Source organism: Bordetella sp. (genome assembly GCF_057362025.1).
Map to the genome: position 1 here is coordinate 104,470 of NZ_JBMQQZ010000083.1, position 20,762 is coordinate 125,231.

Below are 20,762 nucleotides of genomic sequence, written 5' to 3' on the forward strand. Positions count from 1 at the left end.
GTGCTCAGGTGCCCGTGAACACCGGCGGACGCTTTTCCGCGAAGGCCTTGCGTCCTTCGCGATAATCGTTGCTCTCGAAGCAATCCAGCACCAGGCGGGTCATCGCGTCCATGTCGACGTCAGGGCCGATCCGCTGCAACTGGCGGATCATCTTCTTGCCCGCCTTCAAGGTCAGCGGCGCATTCGCGGAAATCGCCTGGATATAGTCCTCTACGGTGGCGTCCAGCGCTTCGGCCGGTACCACTTTGTGCAGCAGCCCGCGGTCGGGGGCCTCGGCCGCATTGAAGCGCTTCGCGGTCAGGAAGATTTCCAGTGCACGGGCCGCTCCCACCGCCGTCACCAGATTGCGGATGGCCGTCATGCGATAGCCCAGTCCGAGCTTGCCGGCCGGAATCGCGAACGAGCTGTCGTCCGACGCGACGCGCAGGTCGCAGCACAGGGCGATGTTCAGCCCGCCGCCGATGCAATAGCCTTTGATACGCGCGAGCGTGGGCTTGTCGCAGTCGTACAGCGCCAGCTGCGCGGCCTCGGCCACTTTCTCGTACGCCAGTACCGCCTGCTCTCCCGAGCGCATATTGTCGAACTGCGAGATGTTGGCGCCGCTGACAAAGGCCCGATCGCCGGCGCCGGTCACCACCACCACGCGTATCGCCGGATCTTCGTTCAGCGCCGCCAGGGCGACTGGAATCGCTTCCCACATCGCGACCGATACCGCATTGTGCCGGCCGGCATCGTTGAAGGTGATCCAGCCCGCGCCGCCGCGCTTCTCTACGATGATGTTGTCGGTAATGCGGTCGCGCAGGATACGTTCGATGCTCATTGCTGTTTTCCCTTGAGCAGCGCCTGGCGACGCTGCATGCCGTTGATCAGGTGCAGGCGCATGGCCTGGCGGGCTGCCTCGCCGTCGCGCGCCGCGATCGCGTCGAAGATGCGGTGATGCTCGCGTTCGATCTGCGCCACGCGGTCCGTCCCGGTGCTGCCGTAGCGCAGCGTGCGCACGGCGTCGCCGATGGCATGGCCGAAATGCGCGAGCAAGCGCACGAAATACGGATTGTTGGTGGCCCGGCCTACCGCCATGTGGAAGTCCAGCGCGGTATCGGCGCCTTCGCGCCAATCGTCGCTGGAGGCATCCGCGATGATGAGCGCGGCACGCAGGTGGTCCAACTGCGCCTCCGTGCGCTGCTCGGCCGCCAGCGCTGCCGCGCCCGCTTCGATCTCTACGCGCAACCGGTAGACCTGTTCCAGTGCGTCTTCGCGCAACAGGTCCTGCGGCAAAATCTCGAAGTTGCGCTGGCCCGTTTCAGCCGTCACGAAGCTGCCGACGCCCCGGCGTGTCTCGATGTAGCCGGACAGCTTGAGCCGCGCGATGGCCTCGCGTACGACGTTGCGGCTCACGCCGAACGACTGTGCCAGCTCCAGCTCGGTGGGCAGGCGCTGGCCGGGCTCGAAAGCCTGGCTCAGGATCTTCTGCCGGATCTGCTGGGCGATTTCGTCGGGCAGGTTGTCCGGGCGGGCCAGGCTGCCGAAGATCGCGTCGGAGGGGGTTTCGCTGCGGACCATAAAGATGTTTGCCGGGTTGTAGGTCGAAGGCGCGATGGTGTCATATCGCGCCGGCCGCGCGCAAACGGGCGCGCCGCGCCTCGTCCATGCCCAGCCAGGCCAGGATCTCGTCGGACTGCGCGCCGGTTTCCGGCGCCGCCCGCAGCTCGGGGGGCTCGGTGCCGCCGAAAATCACCGGCTGGCCCATGATGGCGATATCCCCCTTGGTCGCATGACGCACCTGCCGCATCATGTTCAGGTGCCGGACCTGCTCGTTTTCGAAGGTTCCGTCCATCGACAGGATGGGGCCGCAGGGCACGCCGGCAGCGTTCAGGCGGTCTATCCACTCCGCGCTGCTGCGGGTGCGCGTGCGGGCGATGATTTCTCGATTCAGGTCCGCCCGGTTTTCCACGCGCGATCCGGCCTCGATGAAGCGCGGATCGCGCACCAGCGCCGGCAGCTCCAGCACTTCGCACAAGCGCGTGAACATACCCGAGCCCATGGCGGCGATATTGATGTAGCCGTCCGCCGTCGGATACACCCCCGTCGGCGCGCTGGTCGGATGGTCGTTGCCCGACTGCGCAGGCACTTCGCCATCGATCAGCCAGCGCGTCGCCTGGAAATCCATCATCCAGACCTGCGACTGCAACAGCGAGGTCTGCACCCAGCGCCCCACCCCGCTTTCCTCACGCTCCAGCAACGCGATCAGGATGCCGATCGCGGCGAACAGGCCGGCGCTCAGATCGGCGATCGGAATGCCCGCGCGCATGGGGCCGCGCTCGGCTTCGCCGGTGACCGACATCAGCCCGCCCAGGCCCTGTGCGATCTGGTCCAGGCCCGGCCGGTCCGCGTAAGGCCCATCCTGGCCGAAGCCCGAAATACTGGCATAGACCAGGCGCGGATTCACCGCGCGCAGGGACTCATAGTCGATCCCCAGCTTGGCCTTGACGGACGGGCGGTAGTTTTCGACCAGCACGTCGGCGCGCTTGACCAGCTCCATGAATACCGCCTTGCCTTCGGGGTGCTTCAGGTTCAGCGTCAGGCTGCGTTTGTTGCGATGGGTATTCTGGTAGTCGCTGAACTTGGCCGCGCCGCCCGGCTTGTCGTCCTTGACCTCGCTGGGCTCCTCGATCTTGATCACGTCCGCGCCCCAATCGGCGAACTGACGCACGGCGGCGGGGCCGGACCGTACCCGCGACAGATCCAGCACGACGAAGCGTTTCAAAGGGGCAAAAGGCAAGGGATGTCTCCTGTCGTGTTTTGGAAGCTACCGATCGCCAGGCGACACGCACGCCGGATCGCTTCCGCCCGGGTAATCACCGCCCGGTCTTGTGTAGGATGTTGGACATCCTATCTGTAGAAGTTCCAGGCAGCCATGGCGGAAAACCCTGACGTCGGTGGTATCGCCGAAGCGCCCGGGCTACGGTGCACCGCCGCGAGCCATGAGAAAAACTAAGGAAACGTCCATGGACGCCGGCCATGCGGAAATCGCAGAATGAACGCGTCACGCTGCCCGCGCGCATCCTGTAAGACGCGCGGCCGGCTATCTCCATGGTTCATTTCGCGCTGACATCCGGCGTGAATCGCTAGACCGGAAAGGGATGAGAACGGCGTCGGCTCCGGCCGGCTGCCACGTTTCCGGCGGACATCGTTCTGGAGGTTAGCCATGAAGACCTTGACCGTGGCCGGCGCCCTGCTGGCCCTGGCACTGGCGGGTTGTGCCATGCCGGATTCCGGCTCCCGCAGCAGCATGTCGCACACGGAAAGCCGTGCCGCGGCGGACCCCGCGAATTATCACGCGAATGAATTCGGGGATCCGAATAACCAGCCCTTCGATGGGCGGTATTCGGCCAATTGGTAAGTCGGAACCGCGCGCAAACCGGCCCGTAATGGCGTGGCTGCCGCACCAGCGGGCCGGCCGGCGACGACACTACCCCTGGGTTACCCCCCCGCGATTTATTCGATTCCGATATGGAAAGCCGCGAAAATATATATTTGACGCGGCCCGGTGCCAATCGCAACATAGTTCACCCCAGGATGGCCGGCGCGCTCGCGCCCTTCCCGGAGGAGATACTTCCACAAGATGCAACCTGGCCGTGCCGGCAGCCGCACGGCCTTACCGGATGAGTTGGCATGATCATCGATTGTCACGGACACTTCACCACCGCCCCCGCCGCACTGGAAGCCTGGCGCAAGCGCCAGATCGCTTCCTTCAACGATGGCACGCCCGCGCCCAAGGCCTCGGAACTTCGCATCGGCGACGACGAACTGCGCGAAGCCATCGAGTCCAACCAGTTGCGCATCATGAAAGAGCGCGGCCATGACCTCACGGTGTTCAGTCCGCGCGCCAGTTTCATGGCACATCACATCGGCGACTTCCAGGTCTCGTCCACCTGGGCGGCCATCTGCAACGAGATGTGCTTCCGCGTCGCCTCGCTGTTTCCCGACCATTTCGTGCCCGCGGCCATGCTGCCCCAAAGCCCTGGCGTGGATGTGGCCACCTGCCTGCCCGAACTGAAACGCTGCGTGGAGGAATACGGCAACGTCGCGGTCAACCTGAACCCCGACCCTTCCGGCGGTCACTGGACCAGCCCGCCCTTGAGCGACCGCTACTGGTATCCGCTATACGAAAAGCTGGTCGAATACGATGTGCCGGCCATGGTGCACGTCAGCCAGAGCTGCAACGCCTGCTTTCACACCACCGGTGCGCATTACCTGAACGCCGACACCACCGCTTTCATGCAATGCCTGGATTCGGATCTGTTCAGGGATTTTCCCACGCTGAAGCTCGTCATTCCGCACGGCGGCGGTGCGGTCCCCTACCACTGGGGCCGCTTCCGCGGCCTGGCGCAGGCGCTGAAGAAACCCCTGCTGCAGGACCATCTGCTGAACAACATCTTCTTCGACACCTGCGTGTATCACCAGCCGGGCATAGACCTGCTGACGCGCGTCATCCCCGTCGACAACATCCTGTTCGCGAGCGAGATGATAGGCGCCGTGCGCGGCATCGATCCCGAGACCGGACATTACTTCGACGACACGCGCCGGTATGTCGTCGCCGCGGACATTACCCCGGATGCACGTTTCAAGATTTTCGAAGGCAATGCGAGACGCGTCTATCCGCGGCTGGACGCGCAGCTGAAGGCGCGCGGACACTGATCGAGCGGCCCGGGGACGCGGCATCCGGCCGCGTCCGCTATCGCGCCCCAGGGAACGGGCATATTGTCTTTCAACGCGTGACGGCACGGGTCGCCCGATTGGGGTACGCTTGCGGGTTCACTTTCTACAAGGAGATACCCATGGCCCAAGCCACCGCACGCCACATCCTCGTTCCGACGGAACAGCAATGCAAGGAATTGAAGACCGCCATTGAAGGCGGCGCGGATTTCGCCCAGGTCGCGCGCGAACATTCCCAGTGCCCCTCCGGCCGCGACGGCGGCAACCTGGGCACCTTCGGCCCCGGCCAAATGGTGCGTGAATTCGATGAAGTCGTATTCAGCGCGCCGGTCAAGGTCGTACAGGGCCCTGTCAAGACCCAATTCGGCTACCACCTGGTCGAAGTCACCGACCGCAGCTGAGCACCCGCGGCGCGCAGCTTACCGACCGCGGTCCGGCCATGGTCGGTCGAAGCTGGCGCCCTGTCCACGCGATTGCCGGACGGACTTGCCGGCTGGCGATCGCGCATGCTTGGAGGGACACGCATGGACGCCAAGAATACAGTTTGTCTGTGGTACGACGGCACCGCCCTGGAAGCCGCTCAGTTCTACGCGCGCACGTTCCCGGATAGCGAGGTCCGCGCCGTCCATCACGCCCCGGGTGATTATCCTTCCGGCAGGCAGGGCAAGGTCCTGACGGTGGAGTTCACCGTGGCGGGCGTTGCCTGCCTGGGCTTGAACGGCGGACCCATGTTCAAGCACACCGAGGCGTTTTCGTTCCAGATCGCGACCGATGACCAGGCCGAAACCGACCGGCTGTGGAACGCTATCGTCGAAAACGGCGGCCAGGAGAGCGCGTGCGGCTGGTGCAAGGACAAATGGGGAGTGTCGTGGCAGATCACGCCGCGCGCCCTTACCGCCGCGGTCACCGATCCCGACCCCGCCGCGGCCAAACGCGCGTTCGATGCCATGATGCAGATGCGGAAAATCGACATCGCGAAGATCGAAGCGGCGCGGCGCGGTTGAGCGCGCTCAGGGCGGCGACGCGCGGTATCGGCGCGTGCGCAGGGCCGGGGTACTTCGCTGCCGCGCGCAAAGCGAACGCGCCGCTGCTAGCGGACCACCTCCACCTGCAGCGCATCCATCAGTACCGAAATAAAGTCACCGGCACGGTACTGGAAACGGATCCGCAGCGTATCGCCGGCTTCGACGCGTACCGGCGTCCGCAGCGGGAATGACATGTAGCGGTTGAGCCAATCGATCGTCGATCCACGCTCCATCACCATCGCGAGTATGTTCTTGGTGATGAAGCGCAGCGAAGTGACCATGCCGCTGCGCTCGATCGCCACCGTGCCGTCCCAGGCGATGTCCAAGGTATTGTCGAGCGTGAAGTCGAGCACGCTATAGACCGCGGGCGCACCCAGCTCGAAGGTTCCCGGTTCATTCCCCGACAGCTCTTCCACCTGGATGATGGGCGCCTGGAAACCCTCGAAATCATAGGCTTTCTGCAAGGGCTGCACGGCCATCACCACCGCGGTCGGCACCATGATCGGCAGGTCCGGGCCGAAGCGCTCGCGGTAGCGCCGCTTGAACGATTCCATCATCTCGACCTGCTTTTCCCTGAGCATGGCGACGTGCACCATCTCGCAGATCATGACATCGACCGGCTCCGGCGGCAGGTATTCGAATGCGTCGGCATGGACGACTTCGACCTTATCTCCGTTGGGATTCATGTCCAGGAAGCGGTTCGCCTCGGTCACCAGCTCGCGGTTGAACTCCACGCACCATACCTTATCCGCCCTGGCGGCCGCGAACCAGGAAAGAACGCCGGTGCCCCCGCCCAACTCCAGTACCTTTGCGCCCGGCTTGACGACATGGTCGATGGCGGCCTTGAAGTTCTTCATCCGGTTCGCATCCATCAGCATGACGTGATGGTATTGAATGGGAATGAACTGGCCCAGGTACTTGCTATGCTCGTCTTGCTCTGTGACCATCGACATTTCTTTCCTCGCCTTTCGATTCGGGTATCCAGGGAAACGCGGCACGCGCACGTCCCGGGTGCGGGCAGCACTCCCGGTAGTTCGCCGAAAAGTATGGGTCGGTTACAGCGGCATGGAAATTTCTTTTTTCCGCGCAGGGTGATTACGTCCTGAAGAGCGACGATTCGGACGTCAGGCTGTCTTCGATGAAGCGAATCAGCGCGTGCGCGGCGTCGTGGTCGGCGCCGGCTTCGCCGAATATCGCGATCCGGCAATCCGGAAGGAGGGGCAGGTTCTGCCCTATGTCGCGCAGGCCGGGATTGCGGCGCAGCGAAGACTGTCCAAGAATGGCCACACCGGCACCCGCGGCAATGGCCGACTCGACGCCCAGCAGGCTGGTACAGGCATAAACCACCTCACTGGTCCGTCCGATGCCGGCGAGCGCGTCGATGGCCATACGCCGATACGCGCATTGCGCCGGCAATGCCACGAGCTGCACCGGGCCGTTCTCGCTCCATTCGAAATCCTTCGCCGCCACCCATCGCAGGGGTTCGGTCCAGAGCACCCGCCCGGCCGTATCGTCGTCGCCCTCGCGGTTCGCGACCACCAGATCGAGCGCGCCCGCGCGCATCTCTTTCAGCAGATCGGCCGACAGCCCCACCTGCACTTCGAGACGGACTTTGGGATGCGTTCGGCGGAAACGGGTCAGTACGCGCGGCAGGTGGTCGGGCACGAAGAGCTCGCCAATGCCCAGGCGGATGGCGCCCGCCGCCTCGGCAGCGCGCAAGTGCGCGATCGCCGCGTCGCTGTCGCGTACGAGTCGGCGGGCATGGCCAAGCAGCAATTCCCCAGCCGGGGTCAGCGTCGTACGATGGGCGTTGCGCAGAAACAGAGGCTTGCCGAGCGCTTCTTCGAGCTTGCGGATCTTCAGGCTGACGGCCGACTGGGTGCGGCCGACGCTGCCCGCCGCCGCGGTGAAGCTGCCCTGGTCCGCAATGGCGAGGAAAGCCCGAAGACTGTCGAGTTCCAGCTGAGTCGATGCCATTTCCGGCTCCTGCGTTACGCAGGCGCCAGTCTATCATTTACGGATCGAATGCTAACAATAAGAATTAGTCGTTTTGCGAATGTAAAGCCAGGCCGTATCGTCTCCTCTTTTGGAGCAGGAAGGCAGGATCCGATGCGCGCCCATGTAATAACCGAATTCGGCAAGGCAGGCCGGTTGCATGACGATGTTCCGCACCCGCGGCCGGGCCAGGGGGAACTCCTTATTGCCGTGCATGCATCGGGAGTCAACCCGGCCGACCTGAAGATCGCCGCGGGCCTGATGGGTCCGGCGGCGCCCAGCCTGCCGGCCATCCTGGGCATGGACTTCGCGGGTATCGTGACCGAGGTCGGACCGGGTGTGCGCGATTTCGCGGTCGGCGATGCCGTATACGGTTGCGCCGGCGGCGTAAAAGGACGGCCCGGCACGCTGGCCGAATTCGTCGCCGTCGACGCGCGACTCGTCGCGCCCAAACCCGCGCGGCTGTCCATGCGGGAAGCCGCCGCCCTTCCCCTGGTGTCCATCACTGCCTGGGAAGGACTGATCGACCGCGCCACCTTGAATGTCGACGAAACCGTTCTTGTCCACGGCGCGGCCGGCGGCGTCGGTCATGTCGCGATCCAGATCGCCAAGGCATTCGGGGCGCAGGTGTACGCGACAGCCTCCACACCCGCAAAGCTGGCCGTTGCACAGCGCCTGGGCGCGGAGCCGATTCCCTATCGCGACATGCCGGTGGAGGATTATGTCGCCCGCCATACGGGCGGCGCGGGCTTCGATGTGGTGTTCGATACGGTCGGCGGCGCCGTGCTCGAACAGTCCGCCTTGGCAACCCGGCGGTACGGGCGCCTGGTGAGCTGCGCGGCATGGGAGCCCCACGATCTTGTTCCCGTCCTGGGTCGCAGCCTGGATCTGATCGGCATTTTCATGTTGCTGCCCATGCTGACGGGCCAGGGTCTGGCGCACCATGGCGACATCCTGCGCGAGGTTGCCACGCTCGTGGATGCCGGGAAGCTCGCGCCCCTCCTCGATCCGGCCCGTTTCTCTCTGGAAAACGCCGAGGCGGCCCACGCGCACCTGCACAGCGGGCGCGCCATGGGCAAAGTCGTGATCGATATCACGAACTGATCGGCAACGCGCGGGAGAACCCCACCGGTGGTCGGTGCTTTCAATCGATCTTGATGTGCCGTTCGCGCGCGATCCGGGTATAGCGCTCACGTTCGCTCGCAAGGAAGGCGGAAAACTGCGCGGGTGTCCCACCCACCGGTTCGACGCCCTGCTTGAGCAGGAGCTCGCGCGTGTCGGGCTGCTTCAATACGGCGGCAATATCCGTCGCCATCCTGTCCACGATAGCCTTGGGCGTGCCGGCAGGAACGTACACACCCATCCAGTTCGTGAAGCGATATCCCTTGAACCCTGGCAGTTCCGCCATCGCCGGCACATCGGGCATGGCCTTGGAGCGCTTGTCGCCGGTCACCGCCAGGACGCGCAGCTGTCCGCTCTTTTCATACGGGACGGTGGGCGGCATGCCGACGATGCCGATGGGAATGTGATTGCCCAGCAGGTCGGCAACCGCCGGCGCCGCGCCCTTGTAGGGCACATGCTGGATCGATGTGCCGGCCACCAGGTTGATCGATTCGCCGGCGAAGTTCATGGAGCTGCCATTGCCCGGCGTCCCGTAGGACATGGGCGTCCCGCTGCTTTTCGCCTGCGCCAGCAGCTCCTGCATGGTCTTCGCCTTGACGGACGGATTCACCGCGACGACCAGCGGCGTTTCGCCCGCCAGCGTCACCGGCTCCAGGTCGCGGTCGGGGTCATACGGCATTTTCTGTCCGGCGATCGCGCCGACCAGGACTTCGGCGGGCGAGGCCACGAGCATCGTGTATCCATCGGGCGCGCTCTTCACCACCGCATCGGCGCCGATCAGGCCCGACGCGCCGGCGCGATTCTCCACGACGAAGCTCTGCCCGGACTTCTTCGATAATTGCTGCGCCAGCACCCGCGTGACGAAGTCCAGGCCGCCGCCGGCCGGATAGGCGACGATGACCCGCACGGGATGGCTGGGCCAGGTGTCCGCGGCCTGGACGGCCGCCGAGGCCAACAGGCATGGCAGCACAGTGGCGAACAGCCGAAGCCTGCGCGCCGGGCTTGCCGCATGGGCGATCCATTTCATGACTTGTCTCCTTATCCTCGTTATTGGTCGGCCTTGACTGCGCAAGGTCCGTCGTGCCCATTCGCCATCCGATCGTGGGTGCCCGGCTGTTCCAGGCGGGTCGCCAGGATTGCCGGCCTGATCGCCGACTTTTCTTTGCCGCTTGCGTTCCGCGGTTCCCTCTACTGGAAATCCGCCGCCGTCCCCGGCGCCGGCGTGAACCCCAGATCGCCGCGCGCGATCACCGCTTCGCGGCCGCCATTGGCGGCCAGCAGTTCCGCCTGGCGCGCCTTGGCGCGGCGGTCCACCTCCTGCGGATCGCACAGTGCGTACAACCGTTGCCGGCATTCCTCCAGTACGCCGGCATGGCGCGGGTCGCCGGCCAGGTCGGCGATTTCGTCGGGATCGCTCTCCAGGTCGAACAGCTGCGCCGGATACAGCGCGTAATGCACATACTTGTAGCGTCCATGCCGGATCGCGAACGCGCCCGATGTCGAGCCCATGCCGTGGTATTCGGACAATACCGTGCGCTCCGGCTGCGCGCCGGCCGCGATATCCCGCAGGTCCACGCCCGGATGCGTATCCCGCACCGCACCGAAATCGATGCCCACCCCGTTGACGATGGTCGGATAGCAATCGACATGGCTGACGGGCGTATCGACCACCTTGCCTGCCGGCACGTTGGAGCCGCGCATGATCAGCGGCACCCCGGCGATCTCGTCATACATGGTGGACTTGCCCCACAACCCGCGCGCGCCCAGGTTGTCGCCATGATCGCTGGTATAGATCACGCGGGTGCTGCCGGCCAGCCCGCTCTCGTTCAAGGCGTGCAACACCTTGCCGATGTTTTCGTCCAGGAAGGACACCAGCCCGAAGTACCCTGCCAGCGCGCGCTTCACATCCTGCGCGGATTCGAAGTAGTCGTCGTAGCAAAAGCTGTTGGCGTAGTCGTTCAGGTAGGGATGCCGGGGCCGCTGCTCGCGCGCGTACAGCTTGGGCATGGGCAGGTCCTGCTCCCAATAGCGGTAGTAGTGCTCGGGCGGGGCCGTCAGCGGAAAGTGCGGAGCAACGAAGGAAACGAATAGCACCCAGGGCTTTTCGCGCCGGCGCGTGCCCTGCTCCCGCAGCCAGACCTGGGCGCGCGAACAGATCTCCCTGTCGTAGAACGTATAGGGCGTTTCCCCCGGCCCGGCCATGGCCGCCATTTTCTTGGCCCCGCCACGGCGCGGCAGATCGTCCCGGATCAAACCCATCAGGTCACCCTTGCCTTCCAGGATGTGCATGGGTATCTGTTCCTCGGTAAAACCGTGGTCTTCCCCGGGCTTGCGGAAATGCAGCTTGCCGATGGACACGACGTCATGGCCGCGTTCGCGCAGGACATGGTGCCAGCTGGGGACGCTGCCGTCGTAGGCGTCGGCATTGTCCCAGAAGCCGATCTGGTGGATGTACTTGCCGCAGGCAAAGCCGGCCCGGGCGGGAATGCAGACCGGGCTGGTCGTATACGCCCCGGTGAAGCGCGTGCCCGAGGCCGCCAGGGCATCCAGGTTCGGCGTCTGCACGATGGGATGGCCGGAACATCCCATTACCTTGGGATTGTGTTCATCGGACATAATGACAAGCAAATTCTCCGGACCCATATTCCTCTCCACCGTTAGCGCTGAATTACTCTATTACTATATAGTATTAAAGCAATGGACCAAGATCAAGCCTCGATCGGCGCGGATTTGCAACGCCGGCTGGACCACTATGTACGCCCCGGGATTCCCAAGTACATGGCGATGCGGGATGCGATCGCGCATGCCGTCGCCGACGGCTCATGGCTGCCCGGCCTGCGCCTGCCCACCGAACTGGAATGGGCGGCCACCCTGCCCCTGAGCATCGGCACGATCCAGCGCGCGCTGCGCATGCTGGTGGACGAAGGCATCATCGTGCGCCAGCAGGGCAACGGCACCTTCGTGGCGGGCCAGCCGGACGAGTCCATGCATGCGCCGCTGCACTGCCGCTTCATCGACGACAGCGGCACGGGCTACCTGCCGGTCTATCCGAAGATCCTGGATCGCTACGACGTGCAGGCGGCCGGTCCCTGGGCCGATCATCTTCGCTGCGCGCGCTCGCTATGCATCGAACGCGTCCTGGCGATCGGCGACGAGTTCTCGGTGTTTTCCCGCTTCTATGCGGACCCCCAACGCCTGCCCGCCTTCCACAGCCTGCCCTTGAAGAAGCTGGCCAACGAAAACTTCAAGGAGCTGATCATGCGCGAGACCGCGCAGGCGATCGGCCGCATGGACCAATACCTGTCGACCCGAAAGTTCGACGCGGCGATCTGCAAGGCCATCGGCGTGCGCACGGGCACGTCGGGACAGCGCCTGGACATCCGGGCCTTTGTCGGCAAGGGCAGCCCGGTGTATTACCAGGAGCTCTTCATTCCGCCCAATGAACGGGTATTGCACCTGGCCCGTGACGGACGGGATCGGGGATAGGCTGAAGGCTAGGACCGGCCGGCGCCCGGCTGCGTCGGTCTCAGCGCGGTGCCTGCTCCTGGCGCTGCAGCACGGTCGTATAGCTGAAGCGGTCCGCCGGGTGCAGGCTGACGGCGACCTCGAAGAGTTTGTCCGATTGGTCGTAGTACTGGCGCACGAATTCCAGGGCATGGGCCCCGGACTCCGTCCCGAATGTCTGGGCGAGCGAGGGCGGCACCCCCACCGCGCGCACGGTCTGGCGGATCTCTTTGACGACGCGGCCGGTCGCCCGGCAGATCAGGTCGCACACCAGGGCCTGCTCGTCGTTTTCCATCGCATGGCGGATGCGCGTACCCATTTCCTGCGGCACGTAAAGATGGGACCACGCCAGCGGGTAATCCGGCGAAAGCGGATTGGAGCGCGAGGTCTGGATGTGCGTCCAGCGTGTTCCCGGCGGCAGCCCCAGGCGGGCCCCCAGGGCCATGTCGACGACGATGCCGCGCACGCTATGGACGACGCGGCGGGTGTCGGCGCCATACTGGACGAGTTCCTCTACCGTGGATATGGTCGGGCCGTATTCGGTCTGGCGCGGCGTGGAGGCCTCGACGCGAGTGCCCGCCCGCTTGCGCCGAGAAATCAAACCCAGGGTCTGGATGCGATCCAGCGCCATGCGTACCGTCCCGCGGCTGACCCCGTATTTGCTGGCGAGATCGATTTCCGAGGGCAAGCTGCCGCCGACGGGATAGACACCGCTGGCGATGTCCTTGATCAACGTCCTGGTCAGTTCAGCGTAGCGCGGCTCCATCCGACGGCGCGGCCTTCTCATGCGTTTTCGACGCCGCATTGTATATCGCGAACTTGTGCACCGTGCCTCCGTGCGCGTCCAGCGCGACGGTCACGGGCATGTCGCGCACCTGGAATTCATAGATGGCTTCCATGCCCAGGTCGGCGAACGCCACCACGCGCGCCGAGCGCACGGCTTGCGACACCAGGTACGCCGCCCCGCCCACGGCAATCAGATAGGCGCCGCCCGCCTGCGCGATGGCCGCCTCGGCCTGGGCGCCGCGTTCCGCCTTGCCTATCGTCAGCAGCAGGCCCGTGCGCGACATCAGGGCCGGCATGAACTTGTCCATGCGGTTGGAGGTGGTAGGCCCGGCCGGCCCGACCGCCTCGCCCGCCACCGGGTCTACCGGCCCGACGTAATAGATGGCGCGGCCGCGCAGGTCCACCGGCAGCGGTTCGCCGCGTTCCAGCATATCGAGCAGCCGCTTGTGCGCGGCGTCGCGCGCGGTAAAGAGCGTACCGGACAACAGCAGGGTTTCGCCGGCACGCCAATGCGCCACATCGTCCCGCGAGAGGCTATCGAGATCGACACGGCGCCCCGCTTCCAGCGGCAGGGCATCCGGCAGCCCGTCCCATAGGGCGGGATCGGGAGGCTCCAGTCGCGCCGGGCCGGAGCCGTCCAGCTCGAACGAGACGAAGCGCGTGGCTGCGCAGTTCGGTACCATCGCCACGGCTTGCAAGGCCGCATGCGTGGGGGCTTCGGCAACCTTGACGTCCAGCACGGTAAGGTCGCCGCCCAGCCCCTGCGCGCCGATACCCAGCGCGTTAATGCGTTCGTAGAGTTCCAGCCGCAGGGCTTCGCCCGCCGTCCGGGCACCCCTGGCACGCAACTCGTCGATGTCGACCGGCGCGAACAGCGCGCGCTTGGCGATGAACATCGCCTGTTCCGGCGTGCCGCCGACCCCTATGCCCAGCGTCCCGGGTGGACACCAGCCCGCACCCATGCCGGGCAGTTGCGCGATCACCCAATCGGCGACCGAATCGCTGGGATTCAACATAGTGTAGCGGGCCTTGACGTCACCGCCGCCGCCCTTGGCCGCCACCGTCAGGCGCAAGCCATCGCCTTCGACCAGCTCCACGTGCAGCACCGCCGGTGTGTTGTCGCGCGTATTCGTGCGCGCGCCCAGGGGGTCGCGGATCACGGAAGCGCGCAGCGGATTGTCCGGCAGGCCATAGGCACGCGCGACGGCCCGGTCGGCAAGCGCCTGCAACGAGGGCGTCGGCTTCCCCGGCTCGCCCCGCACGCGAACCTCCATTCCCAATTGCGCATAGACGTGGACCACGCCCGTATCCTGGCATATCGGGCGGTGGGCCCGCGCGCTGAGCCGGCTATTGATCAGCAGCTGCAGCATGGCGTTGCGGGCGGCGGGCCGGGTCTCCGCGTCATGCGCCCGACGCAGCGCCATGACGAAATCGGCCGGATGGTAGTAGCTGACGAACTGCAATGCGTCGGCGATGCTGCTGACGATGTCTTCGGCGTGGATGTCGCGCATGGGAAAACGTGGCCTGAAGGAGGCGGCCGGAGGCCGCCGGACTGCGCTATTGCTTGGGAATGTGCGCCTGCTCGATGACGCCCGCCCAGCGCTTGACCTCTTCGGCGGTGAAGGACTGCAGCGCCGCGGGTGCATATTGGGCGGGGTCCAGCAACTGGATGCCCTGGTCGCTCATCTTGCCCGTGAAATCCTTGTCCTTCAAGGCCTGCTGCCAGGCCGCATACAAGGTGTCGATGGCCTGGCGCGGCGTGCCTTTGGGCGCATAAAGTCCGTACCAGGTGGACGCCTGGAAGCCGGGTATCGCGCCTTCGGCCACCGTGGGGACATTGGGAAACTGCGCCATGCGCGACGTCGATGTCAGCGCCAGGGCGCGTACCTTGTCGCCCCGTGTCTGCGGCAGCGCGGTATTGGTCTGGTCGAACATGGCATCGACCTGGCCGCCCATCAGGTCGTTCATGGCGGGGCCGGCTCCTTTGTACGCGATAGGCGTGATCTCGATGCCCGCCTGGGCGGCGAACATGGCGGCCACCAGGTGCGACGTCGAACCGACGCCGGCGTTGCCGAAGGTCAGTTTGCCCGGATTCGCGCGCGCATAGGCAAGCAGCGACTTCACGTCCTTGTGCGGCGAGCCCGCGCCGACCAGCAACACCAGGGGGGTGTCCGGAAAGCGGAAGACCGCCTCGAAATCCTTGACCGGGTCGTATTGCAGGCGCTGGTACAGCGACGGCGCCGCCGCCATATAACCGACGTGGCCGACCAGGAAGGTGTAGCCGTCCGGCGTGGACTTGGCGGCCTTGGCCGCCCCTATCGTGCCGCCGGCGCCCGCCACGTTTTCGATCAGGATGGTCTGCTTGAGCTCCTGCCCCACGCGATTGGCGATATTGCGCGCCATGGCATCGGTGGGGCCGCCGGCGGCGAACGGCACGATCCAGGTAATCGCGCGGGACGGATAGTCCGCGGCGGCGGCGTTGCCGGCCATACCCGCGGCCAGCGCCAGTGTGGCCGCGACAAGGCGAATCTTCATTGCTCCTCCGTGTATTTATATGTACATATCAAATGTAATGTATATACATATTATCCAAGGCGCCAAGGCGCTGTCAACGACGGACGGACCGGCCGTGGGAGTGTCTTGCGGGAAAGCGTCGTGCGCGCCTGTCGGCAGCGGGCGCCCTGCCGCCCTCCACTGACGTGGGTAGGCGGCGGGAAATGACGGTGAAGCGCCTGGCGGCGAGGCGCTAGTTGCTCCTGGCGGCCGGCGCGGCGGGCCCGCGATCCGGTGCCCGTCCGCGCAGCAGCGATTCCGGATGCGCCTGCAGATAATCCGATAGCGCGCGCAGCGAGCGCGCCGTGCGTCCGAGTTCCTGGACGGCGCGTTCGGTATTCGAAGCCAGGCCGGTTTCGGAAGACAGCATGGTGCCGAGCGCCGCCAGCGATTGTGCCGCTTCGCGCAGCGCCGCCTGGGCCTGCGGCGCGACCTGCTTGTCCAGCCGTGTCATCAGGCGCGCGGCGCTCGACAGCGTGGCGCGCACGTCCGCGCCGATCTGGTCGAACGGAACCTTCTCCAGCTTGTTGGCAATGCTGACCAGTTGCTGCTGCAACTGGTCCAGATTGTTGGGCACCGTCGGAATCCTGGCGGGGATCGACATTTGGAATGTCACGGGTTCCGCGTTCGGGAATACGTCCAGCGCGACATACAACTGGCCGGTCAAAAAGTTGCCCGTGCGCAGCTGTGCGCGCATGCCGTTGCGTATCAGGTTGTCCATCAGGATACCCGAGGGACGCTGCACGTCGGGTCCCATATAGTCCTGGCGTATGACCCTGGCAACGCTCCCCAGGCGATCGGGATAGATCGTGCCGCTGATCAGCGCATAGAAGCGGTTGTGTTCCCTGTCCAGGTCCATGTCTATCGCATCGACCTGGCCCAGTGCGATGCCATTGAAATCGATCGGTGCCCCCACGCTCAGCCCGCGCACGGACTGGTCGAACCGCATCTGCACTTTCAAGGCCAGGCTATCCGGCTTGGCGCGCGCGGACTGCTCGCTATCGTAGATGCGGAAATCCGCGTCGGCGGCCGCGACCGTGCGTGGGCCCTCGCCGATATCCTCGAACGCCAGGCCGCCCAGGGCAAGGGAGATCAGCGATTGCGTGCGTACCTTCAGGCCATCCGCGCTCAAGGTGAAGTCGAAACCGCTGGCGTTCCAGAAACGGGTGGCATCGGTCACGAAACGGTCGTTGGGCGCATCCACGAAGATTTGTATATTCACGTCCTGGCCGTCGTCGCTCAGGTGATACCCGATGACCTGCCCGACGGGAATGCGGCGGTAGTAAACCGGGGACCCGATGTCCAGCGAACCCAGGTTGGCCGCCCGCAGGCGAAAGCGCTTGCCGGGACGATCCTGCAGGACCTCGGGCGGCAGCTCCAGGCCGGCGAATTCGGTCTTCGGACGCCGGTTATCGACCCGGCGCGGCGCGTCCACGCCGATATAGGATCCGGACAGCAGCGTACCCAGGCCGGATACTCCGCTCAAGCCCAGGCGCGGCCGTACGACCCAGAAGATGGTGCCTTCCTGCGCGAGCGACGTGGCGTCCTTCGCCAGTTTCGCCGTGGTAATGACGTGCGACCGGTCGTCGCTCAGCCGGATACTTTCTATCTGGCCGACGATCACGTCCTTGTAGCGGATCTGGGTCTTGCCCGCCTCCAGCCCTTCCGCGGTCTGGAACGTGATGGTGATGGTGGGCCCCGACTCCAGCCAGGTACGCAGTACCAGGGCACCGCCCGCGAGCGCGGCGACGATAGGGACGAGCCAAATCCAGGAAATGCGACGCTTCCTGCGTGTAATGGAAGCGTCGTGGATCTCGGTGTCCTCGGAGGTATCGGGATCCGCCATTTTCCATCCCCCCGGCGCGCGCCTGCGCGTACCATGGTGGCGGGCGCGGCAGCCGCGCGGCCGCCGCGCTCGACGATGTACGGGTTGCTACCCTCGCGAACGCGCGACCCTGCTATCGCGCCGCGACGTACTTCACGATCTCCTGGGCCGCGCCGGTGGTCCAGGTATCGATCAAGGCCTCCACGTTCTGCAGGCGGACGCCACCTTCGCCCTCCGTGTCGGATTCCGTGATTTCCTTGCCCGCCCCCCCGCGCACGGCGGCGTACAGCGTCTCGTTGGTCATGCTGTCCGTGATCGATGTCTCGATGGCAATGGTCGCGTCCTGCGGCCGTCCTCCTTCGATCGCCGCCTTGGCACCGGTCACCACCAGGGCTATCGGAATGTACTGATAGAACGCCAGCGGCTGGTTCTCGCTGCCCACGGCGGTCACGGCGACACGGACCCGCGCGACGCCCGGGCCCGGCTTGTCCACCAGGCGCACCTGCTGTCCGAGCTTTTGGCGCAGCGAGGTATCGGCATAGGTGCGGATCTGGTCCAGCGTCGCCATGGAGACTTTTTCCGTGGGCTGGGGCTCCGGGTAATACACCACGGGCTCGAGCAGGAGCGCGTTGTAGTTGGCCGGCGTGAATCTGGAATTCAGGTAGGAAAGGCGACGGCCGCCGTCGGGCGCCTCGGTCTGATGCATTTTCGAATATTCGTTGCCCAGGAAGCCGGATTCTTTCGGCGGAGCCGACGTGCAGCCGACCATCGCCATCATTGCCACACCGATACCCACTGCTTTGAACGTACCCATGATCACACCTCCTGCCATGTTGCCCAAGTGTTGAACGACTGGAACAGCAACGCTTGATTGCGGCCCGCCGTATCGGCAGGACAAATCATGAGATGCCGCGATAGCACGCATCGTAGCGTATGATGCCGCCGCCGCTGTTTCCTGGCCTCGTCCATGCTTAGCGCATACAGGGCGATCCGCTGGATACTTGTCCACGTATTCTTTCCGTATGCCGCCGGACTTCGCTGGCGCGAGTCCAACGGTTTCCGCTAAAAAACAAGCTCGATCGGGCTACGCCGTTTCTCCCGCGCACGGCTGATTTCCTGGCGGCGCGGCGCTTCCGCTCAAGGTGGTATGAGATGCACTACCGTCATCCGCGTATCGGCTTTGCCTTCGACATGCCGGACGACTGGGACCTCGACAGCGCACGCATGTCCGATGAAGGCGTCACTGTCGTCCTGGGGCTGGGCGATACGCGTCTGCTGCTACAGGTCGGCCGGTCGCAGGGCAACGCGTCGGCCCGGCTCCATCTGATGAAAAGCCAGCTGAAAACGCAGCGCGCCAGCCATATCGGGCCCTGCCAGGCGCCGCGCTTCGGGCCGTCGCGCGACATCGTGGCGCTCAGTTTCTTCATCGGGGGGGACCAGCAGCGCTGGATCTCGGTCAGCCAGGACGGCTACGACTATGCGATCAGCCATACGGACGAATGGCAGGACGTCGCGGCCGCGGTGGACAAGCTGTGCGCCTCCTTCGTGTTTCCCCCGCCCGCGCAAATCGCGAAGGCCTTGTCCCGGTCCGCGCCGGGCCGCATGCCGGATCCCGCCGCCTTCGGCGCGACAGCCGCTTACCGCCACAAGCCGCCGGGCGAAGGCAGCACGGCGGCCATGGGGGGCGACGGACACCCGCGGCCCATATCGCTGTCGCCGGCGCGCTTGTGGCAGCGTGTCAGCGAGCGGCTGCGCCGCTCGCGGGTGGCGCGGACTCAGGGATAACCGCAATACGCCGGCGCCGCCGAAACGACGGCGCGCGAACCGTTCGATGTTATAAGGTACGGGCTTGCCGCCGGTGCCCGGACGCGGCGATCCAACACCGGCACCGGCCCGGACAAGGCCAAAGAAAGTCCTGATCGCTGACACGGCCTGTGATCGGGCGTCTCCGCGATCGGCACATATAACATCACGGAGACAAACACATGAAGCCTCTTTCCTCGATAGCGGCCGCATTGCTGGGCCTTGCCTTCAGCGCCGGCGCCGCGCAAGCGCAATCCCCGGCGGCGAACTATCCCGACCATCCCATCAAACTCGTCGTCGGCTATGCACCCGGCGGCGGCAACGACGTCGCGGCGCGGCTGATCGCGAAGGAACTGACGCCGATCCTGCACCAGACCATCGTGGTGGAAAACCGTCCCGGTGCCGGCACCAACATCGCCGCATCGTATGTCGCGCGGTCGGCACCGGACGGGTATACCCTGTCGCTGTCCTCGACCGCGCTGGCCGTGAACGTCACGCTGTATCCCAAGCTGGACTACGACGCCGTCAAGGACTTCGAACCCATCGCGATCTTTGCCGAAGCCCCGAACCTGTTGATCGTCAATCCCAAGCTGCCCGTCAATTCCGTGGCGGACCTGGTCGCCTACGGCAAGAAGCACCCTGGCAAGCTGAATTTTTCGTCGGCAGGCAGCGGCAGCACCCAGCACCTGGCGGGCGAACTGTTCAAGACGAAGGCCGGCATCACCGCCACCCATGTTCCGTACAAGGGCTCTGCGCCCTCACTGACCGCCGTGATCAGCGGCGAATCCGATTTCACCTTCGTCAACATTCCCAGCAGCAAGCAGCTCATCGAAAGCGGCCAGGTGAAGGCGCTGGCAATTACCAGCGCCAAGCGCTTCCCCGCCGTACCCAATATCCCGACCATGGCCGAAGCCGGCATCCCGGGCATGGAGGTGGCCACCTGGTACTCCATCCTGGCGCCGGCCGGCACCCCGCGTCCTATCATCGACAAGTTGAACAAAGCCGTGAACCAGGCGGTATCGAATCCAGAGTTCCGCAAGCAGCTGGAGGACCTCGGGACCGCGCCGATGACGGAATCGCCGGAATACTTCCGGAAATTCCTGGCCGATGAAATCGTACGCTGGCGCCAGATCGTTCAGCAGTCCCACGCGACGGTGAACTGAGCATCGCGTGGGGGGCGCCGGGCCGCTACCGAATCCGCGCAGGGCTACTTGGTCTTGGCGTTACCGCCCAGGCCGCCCAGACCGGCTGGGGCGGCGCCGGACTGCGACGTGGCGCCGCTGCCGGACGACGGCGGCGCATTGTCCCCGGATTTGTTGCAGGCGGTCAGGGCGACGGCCATCATCAGGGCTGCAATAGTGGTCTTCATCGTGAATCTCCTTGCGTAAGCCGCTTGCAGGCGGCGAGCCGGACTTCCTGCAAGCTACATTCCC

At 65.2% G+C, this 20,762-nt stretch carries 21 protein-coding genes; 8 read left to right on the top strand and 13 right to left on the bottom strand.

The features are described from left to right. Positions 1-4: 4 nt before the first annotated feature. The 3 genes from ACO1P8_RS17835 to ACO1P8_RS17845 are packed head-to-tail and all read right to left on the bottom strand — an operon-like array spanning position 5 to position 2,779. Positions 5-820 carry an enoyl-CoA hydratase gene (locus ACO1P8_RS17835; RefSeq protein ID WP_486297223.1) on the bottom strand — a complete coding sequence of 272 codons (816 nt, stop codon included), beginning with the start codon at positions 818-820 and terminating at the stop codon, positions 5-7. Next, positions 817-1,560, bottom strand: coding sequence for a FadR/GntR family transcriptional regulator (locus ACO1P8_RS17840; RefSeq protein WP_486297224.1), 744 nt, complete (start codon positions 1,558-1,560; stop codon positions 817-819). The genes ACO1P8_RS17835 and ACO1P8_RS17840 overlap by 4 nt, the downstream gene beginning before the upstream one ends. A gap of 40 nt (positions 1,561-1,600) precedes the next feature. Continuing rightward, a complete protein-coding gene (locus tag ACO1P8_RS17845; RefSeq protein ID WP_486297225.1) occupies positions 1,601-2,779 on the bottom strand; it encodes a CaiB/BaiF CoA transferase family protein in 1,179 nt (392 codons plus the stop codon). A 426-nt stretch (positions 2,780-3,205) separates the two neighbouring features. On the opposite strand from ACO1P8_RS17845, the gene ACO1P8_RS17850 reads away from it, so the two are divergent. The 4 genes from ACO1P8_RS17850 (at position 3,206) to ACO1P8_RS17865 (ending at position 5,720) form a co-directional block, all read left to right on the top strand. Next, entirely contained in the window at positions 3,206-3,400 is a 195-nt protein-coding gene (locus ACO1P8_RS17850) for a hypothetical protein (protein WP_486297226.1), read from the top strand. A gap of 272 nt (positions 3,401-3,672) precedes the next feature. Further along, complete coding sequence (locus ACO1P8_RS17855; protein ID WP_486297227.1) at positions 3,673-4,698, top strand: amidohydrolase family protein; 1,026 nt, start codon at positions 3,673-3,675, stop codon at positions 4,696-4,698. A gap of 140 nt (positions 4,699-4,838) precedes the next feature. Further along, positions 4,839-5,117: a peptidylprolyl isomerase gene (locus tag ACO1P8_RS17860; protein WP_094841954.1), complete on the top strand. Its 279-nt coding sequence runs from the start codon at positions 4,839-4,841 to the stop codon at positions 5,115-5,117. 123 nt (positions 5,118-5,240) lie between these two features. Continuing rightward, a complete protein-coding gene (locus ACO1P8_RS17865) occupies positions 5,241-5,720 on the top strand; it encodes a VOC family protein (protein ID WP_486297228.1) in 480 nt (159 codons plus the stop codon). 86 nt (positions 5,721-5,806) lie between these two features. On the opposite strand, the gene ACO1P8_RS17870 is transcribed toward ACO1P8_RS17865, so the two are convergent. Next, positions 5,807-6,688, bottom strand: a complete 882-nt coding sequence (locus ACO1P8_RS17870; protein ID WP_486297229.1) for a class I SAM-dependent methyltransferase — start codon at positions 6,686-6,688, stop codon at positions 5,807-5,809. 148 nt (positions 6,689-6,836) lie between these two features. Beyond that, on the bottom strand, positions 6,837-7,718 hold the full coding sequence (locus tag ACO1P8_RS17875; RefSeq protein ID WP_486297230.1) for a LysR family transcriptional regulator: 882 nt from the start codon (positions 7,716-7,718) through the stop codon (positions 6,837-6,839). 132 nt (positions 7,719-7,850) lie between these two features. Between ACO1P8_RS17875 and ACO1P8_RS17880 the strand changes: the two genes are divergently transcribed. Next, positions 7,851-8,840 carry a zinc-dependent alcohol dehydrogenase family protein gene (locus tag ACO1P8_RS17880; protein WP_486297231.1) on the top strand — a complete coding sequence of 330 codons (990 nt, stop codon included), beginning with the start codon at positions 7,851-7,853 and terminating at the stop codon, positions 8,838-8,840. A gap of 40 nt (positions 8,841-8,880) precedes the next feature. Here the strand turns inward: ACO1P8_RS17880 and ACO1P8_RS17885 are convergent, their stop codons facing one another. Next, positions 8,881-9,885: a Bug family tripartite tricarboxylate transporter substrate binding protein gene (locus tag ACO1P8_RS17885; protein WP_486297232.1), complete on the bottom strand. Its 1,005-nt coding sequence runs from the start codon at positions 9,883-9,885 to the stop codon at positions 8,881-8,883. Between the two features lie 161 nt (positions 9,886-10,046). Next, on the bottom strand, positions 10,047-11,501 hold the full coding sequence (locus ACO1P8_RS17890) for a sulfatase family protein (protein ID WP_486297233.1): 1,455 nt from the start codon (positions 11,499-11,501) through the stop codon (positions 10,047-10,049). 54 nt (positions 11,502-11,555) lie between these two features. Here ACO1P8_RS17890 and ACO1P8_RS17895 point away from each other — a divergent pair, with 54 nt between their 5' ends. Continuing rightward, entirely contained in the window at positions 11,556-12,344 is a 789-nt protein-coding gene (locus tag ACO1P8_RS17895; RefSeq protein WP_486297234.1) for a GntR family transcriptional regulator, read from the top strand. A gap of 40 nt (positions 12,345-12,384) precedes the next feature. Here ACO1P8_RS17895 and ACO1P8_RS17900 read toward each other — a convergent pair whose 3' ends face one another. The 5 genes from ACO1P8_RS17900 to ACO1P8_RS17920 all read right to left on the bottom strand — a co-directional run bounded on the left by ACO1P8_RS17900 (position 12,385) and on the right by ACO1P8_RS17920 (position 18,340). Further along, positions 12,385-13,149, bottom strand: coding sequence for a GntR family transcriptional regulator (locus ACO1P8_RS17900; RefSeq protein ID WP_486297235.1), 765 nt, complete (start codon positions 13,147-13,149; stop codon positions 12,385-12,387). Then, positions 13,109-14,659, bottom strand: coding sequence for a fumarate hydratase (locus ACO1P8_RS17905; protein WP_486297236.1), 1,551 nt, complete (start codon positions 14,657-14,659; stop codon positions 13,109-13,111). Before ACO1P8_RS17905 ends, ACO1P8_RS17900 begins: the two co-directional genes overlap by 41 nt. Before the next feature lie 46 nt (positions 14,660-14,705). Then, complete coding sequence (locus ACO1P8_RS17910; RefSeq protein WP_486297237.1) at positions 14,706-15,683, bottom strand: tripartite tricarboxylate transporter substrate-binding protein; 978 nt, start codon at positions 15,681-15,683, stop codon at positions 14,706-14,708. A gap of 211 nt (positions 15,684-15,894) precedes the next feature. Then, on the bottom strand, positions 15,895-17,547 hold the full coding sequence (locus tag ACO1P8_RS17915; RefSeq protein WP_486297238.1) for a PqiB family protein: 1,653 nt from the start codon (positions 17,545-17,547) through the stop codon (positions 15,895-15,897). 112 nt (positions 17,548-17,659) lie between these two features. Beyond that, the gene (locus ACO1P8_RS17920) at positions 17,660-18,340 is read right to left on the bottom strand and encodes a DUF3313 domain-containing protein (RefSeq protein WP_486297239.1); all 681 of its coding nucleotides are present in this window, start codon (positions 18,338-18,340) and stop codon (positions 17,660-17,662) included. Between the two features lie 338 nt (positions 18,341-18,678). Here ACO1P8_RS17920 and ACO1P8_RS17925 point away from each other — a divergent pair, with 338 nt between their 5' ends. Both ACO1P8_RS17925 and ACO1P8_RS17930 read left to right on the top strand, forming a co-directional pair. Then, on the top strand, positions 18,679-19,311 hold the full coding sequence (locus ACO1P8_RS17925) for a hypothetical protein (protein ID WP_486297240.1): 633 nt from the start codon (positions 18,679-18,681) through the stop codon (positions 19,309-19,311). Positions 19,312-19,511: 200 nt separating this feature from the next. Then, entirely contained in the window at positions 19,512-20,492 is a 981-nt protein-coding gene (locus ACO1P8_RS17930) for a Bug family tripartite tricarboxylate transporter substrate binding protein (RefSeq protein ID WP_486297241.1), read from the top strand. 44 nt (positions 20,493-20,536) lie between these two features. Here ACO1P8_RS17930 and ACO1P8_RS17935 read toward each other — a convergent pair whose 3' ends face one another. After that, positions 20,537-20,698, bottom strand: a complete 162-nt coding sequence (locus ACO1P8_RS17935) for a hypothetical protein (RefSeq protein WP_486297242.1) — start codon at positions 20,696-20,698, stop codon at positions 20,537-20,539. Between the last annotated feature and the right edge of the window lie 64 nt (positions 20,699-20,762).

Excerpts from the sequence above, each read along its gene's own strand:
- ACO1P8_RS17895 (WP_486297234.1), top strand. The coding sequence starts at position 11,556 with ATGGACCAAGATCAAGCCTCGATCGGCGCGGATTTGCAACGCCGGCTG.
- ACO1P8_RS17925 (WP_486297240.1), top strand. The coding sequence starts at position 18,679 with ATGCACTACCGTCATCCGCGTATCGGCTTTGCCTTCGACATGCCGGAC.
- ACO1P8_RS17835 (WP_486297223.1), bottom strand. The coding sequence starts at position 820 with ATGAGCATCGAACGTATCCTGCGCGACCGCATTACCGACAACATCATC.
- ACO1P8_RS17840 (WP_486297224.1), bottom strand. The coding sequence starts at position 1,560 with ATGGTCCGCAGCGAAACCCCCTCCGACGCGATCTTCGGCAGCCTGGCC.
- ACO1P8_RS17875 (WP_486297230.1), bottom strand. The coding sequence starts at position 7,718 with ATGGCATCGACTCAGCTGGAACTCGACAGTCTTCGGGCTTTCCTCGCC.
- ACO1P8_RS17900 (WP_486297235.1), bottom strand. The coding sequence starts at position 13,149 with ATGAGAAGGCCGCGCCGTCGGATGGAGCCGCGCTACGCTGAACTGACC.
- ACO1P8_RS17885 (WP_486297232.1), bottom strand. The coding sequence starts at position 9,885 with ATGAAATGGATCGCCCATGCGGCAAGCCCGGCGCGCAGGCTTCGGCTG.
- ACO1P8_RS17860 (WP_094841954.1), top strand. The coding sequence starts at position 4,839 with ATGGCCCAAGCCACCGCACGCCACATCCTCGTTCCGACGGAACAGCAA.
- ACO1P8_RS17920 (WP_486297239.1), bottom strand. The coding sequence starts at position 18,340 with ATGGGTACGTTCAAAGCAGTGGGTATCGGTGTGGCAATGATGGCGATG.
- ACO1P8_RS17880 (WP_486297231.1), top strand. The coding sequence starts at position 7,851 with ATGCGCGCCCATGTAATAACCGAATTCGGCAAGGCAGGCCGGTTGCAT.
- ACO1P8_RS17910 (WP_486297237.1), bottom strand. The coding sequence starts at position 15,683 with ATGAAGATTCGCCTTGTCGCGGCCACACTGGCGCTGGCCGCGGGTATG.
- ACO1P8_RS17865 (WP_486297228.1), top strand. The coding sequence starts at position 5,241 with ATGGACGCCAAGAATACAGTTTGTCTGTGGTACGACGGCACCGCCCTG.
- ACO1P8_RS17850 (WP_486297226.1), top strand. The coding sequence starts at position 3,206 with ATGAAGACCTTGACCGTGGCCGGCGCCCTGCTGGCCCTGGCACTGGCG.
- ACO1P8_RS17930 (WP_486297241.1), top strand. The coding sequence starts at position 19,512 with ATGAAGCCTCTTTCCTCGATAGCGGCCGCATTGCTGGGCCTTGCCTTC.
- ACO1P8_RS17890 (WP_486297233.1), bottom strand. The coding sequence starts at position 11,501 with ATGGGTCCGGAGAATTTGCTTGTCATTATGTCCGATGAACACAATCCC.
- ACO1P8_RS17870 (WP_486297229.1), bottom strand. The coding sequence starts at position 6,688 with ATGGTCACAGAGCAAGACGAGCATAGCAAGTACCTGGGCCAGTTCATT.
- ACO1P8_RS17935 (WP_486297242.1), bottom strand. The coding sequence starts at position 20,698 with ATGAAGACCACTATTGCAGCCCTGATGATGGCCGTCGCCCTGACCGCC.
- ACO1P8_RS17915 (WP_486297238.1), bottom strand. The coding sequence starts at position 17,547 with ATGGCGGATCCCGATACCTCCGAGGACACCGAGATCCACGACGCTTCC.
- ACO1P8_RS17855 (WP_486297227.1), top strand. The coding sequence starts at position 3,673 with ATGATCATCGATTGTCACGGACACTTCACCACCGCCCCCGCCGCACTG.
- ACO1P8_RS17905 (WP_486297236.1), bottom strand. The coding sequence starts at position 14,659 with ATGCGCGACATCCACGCCGAAGACATCGTCAGCAGCATCGCCGACGCA.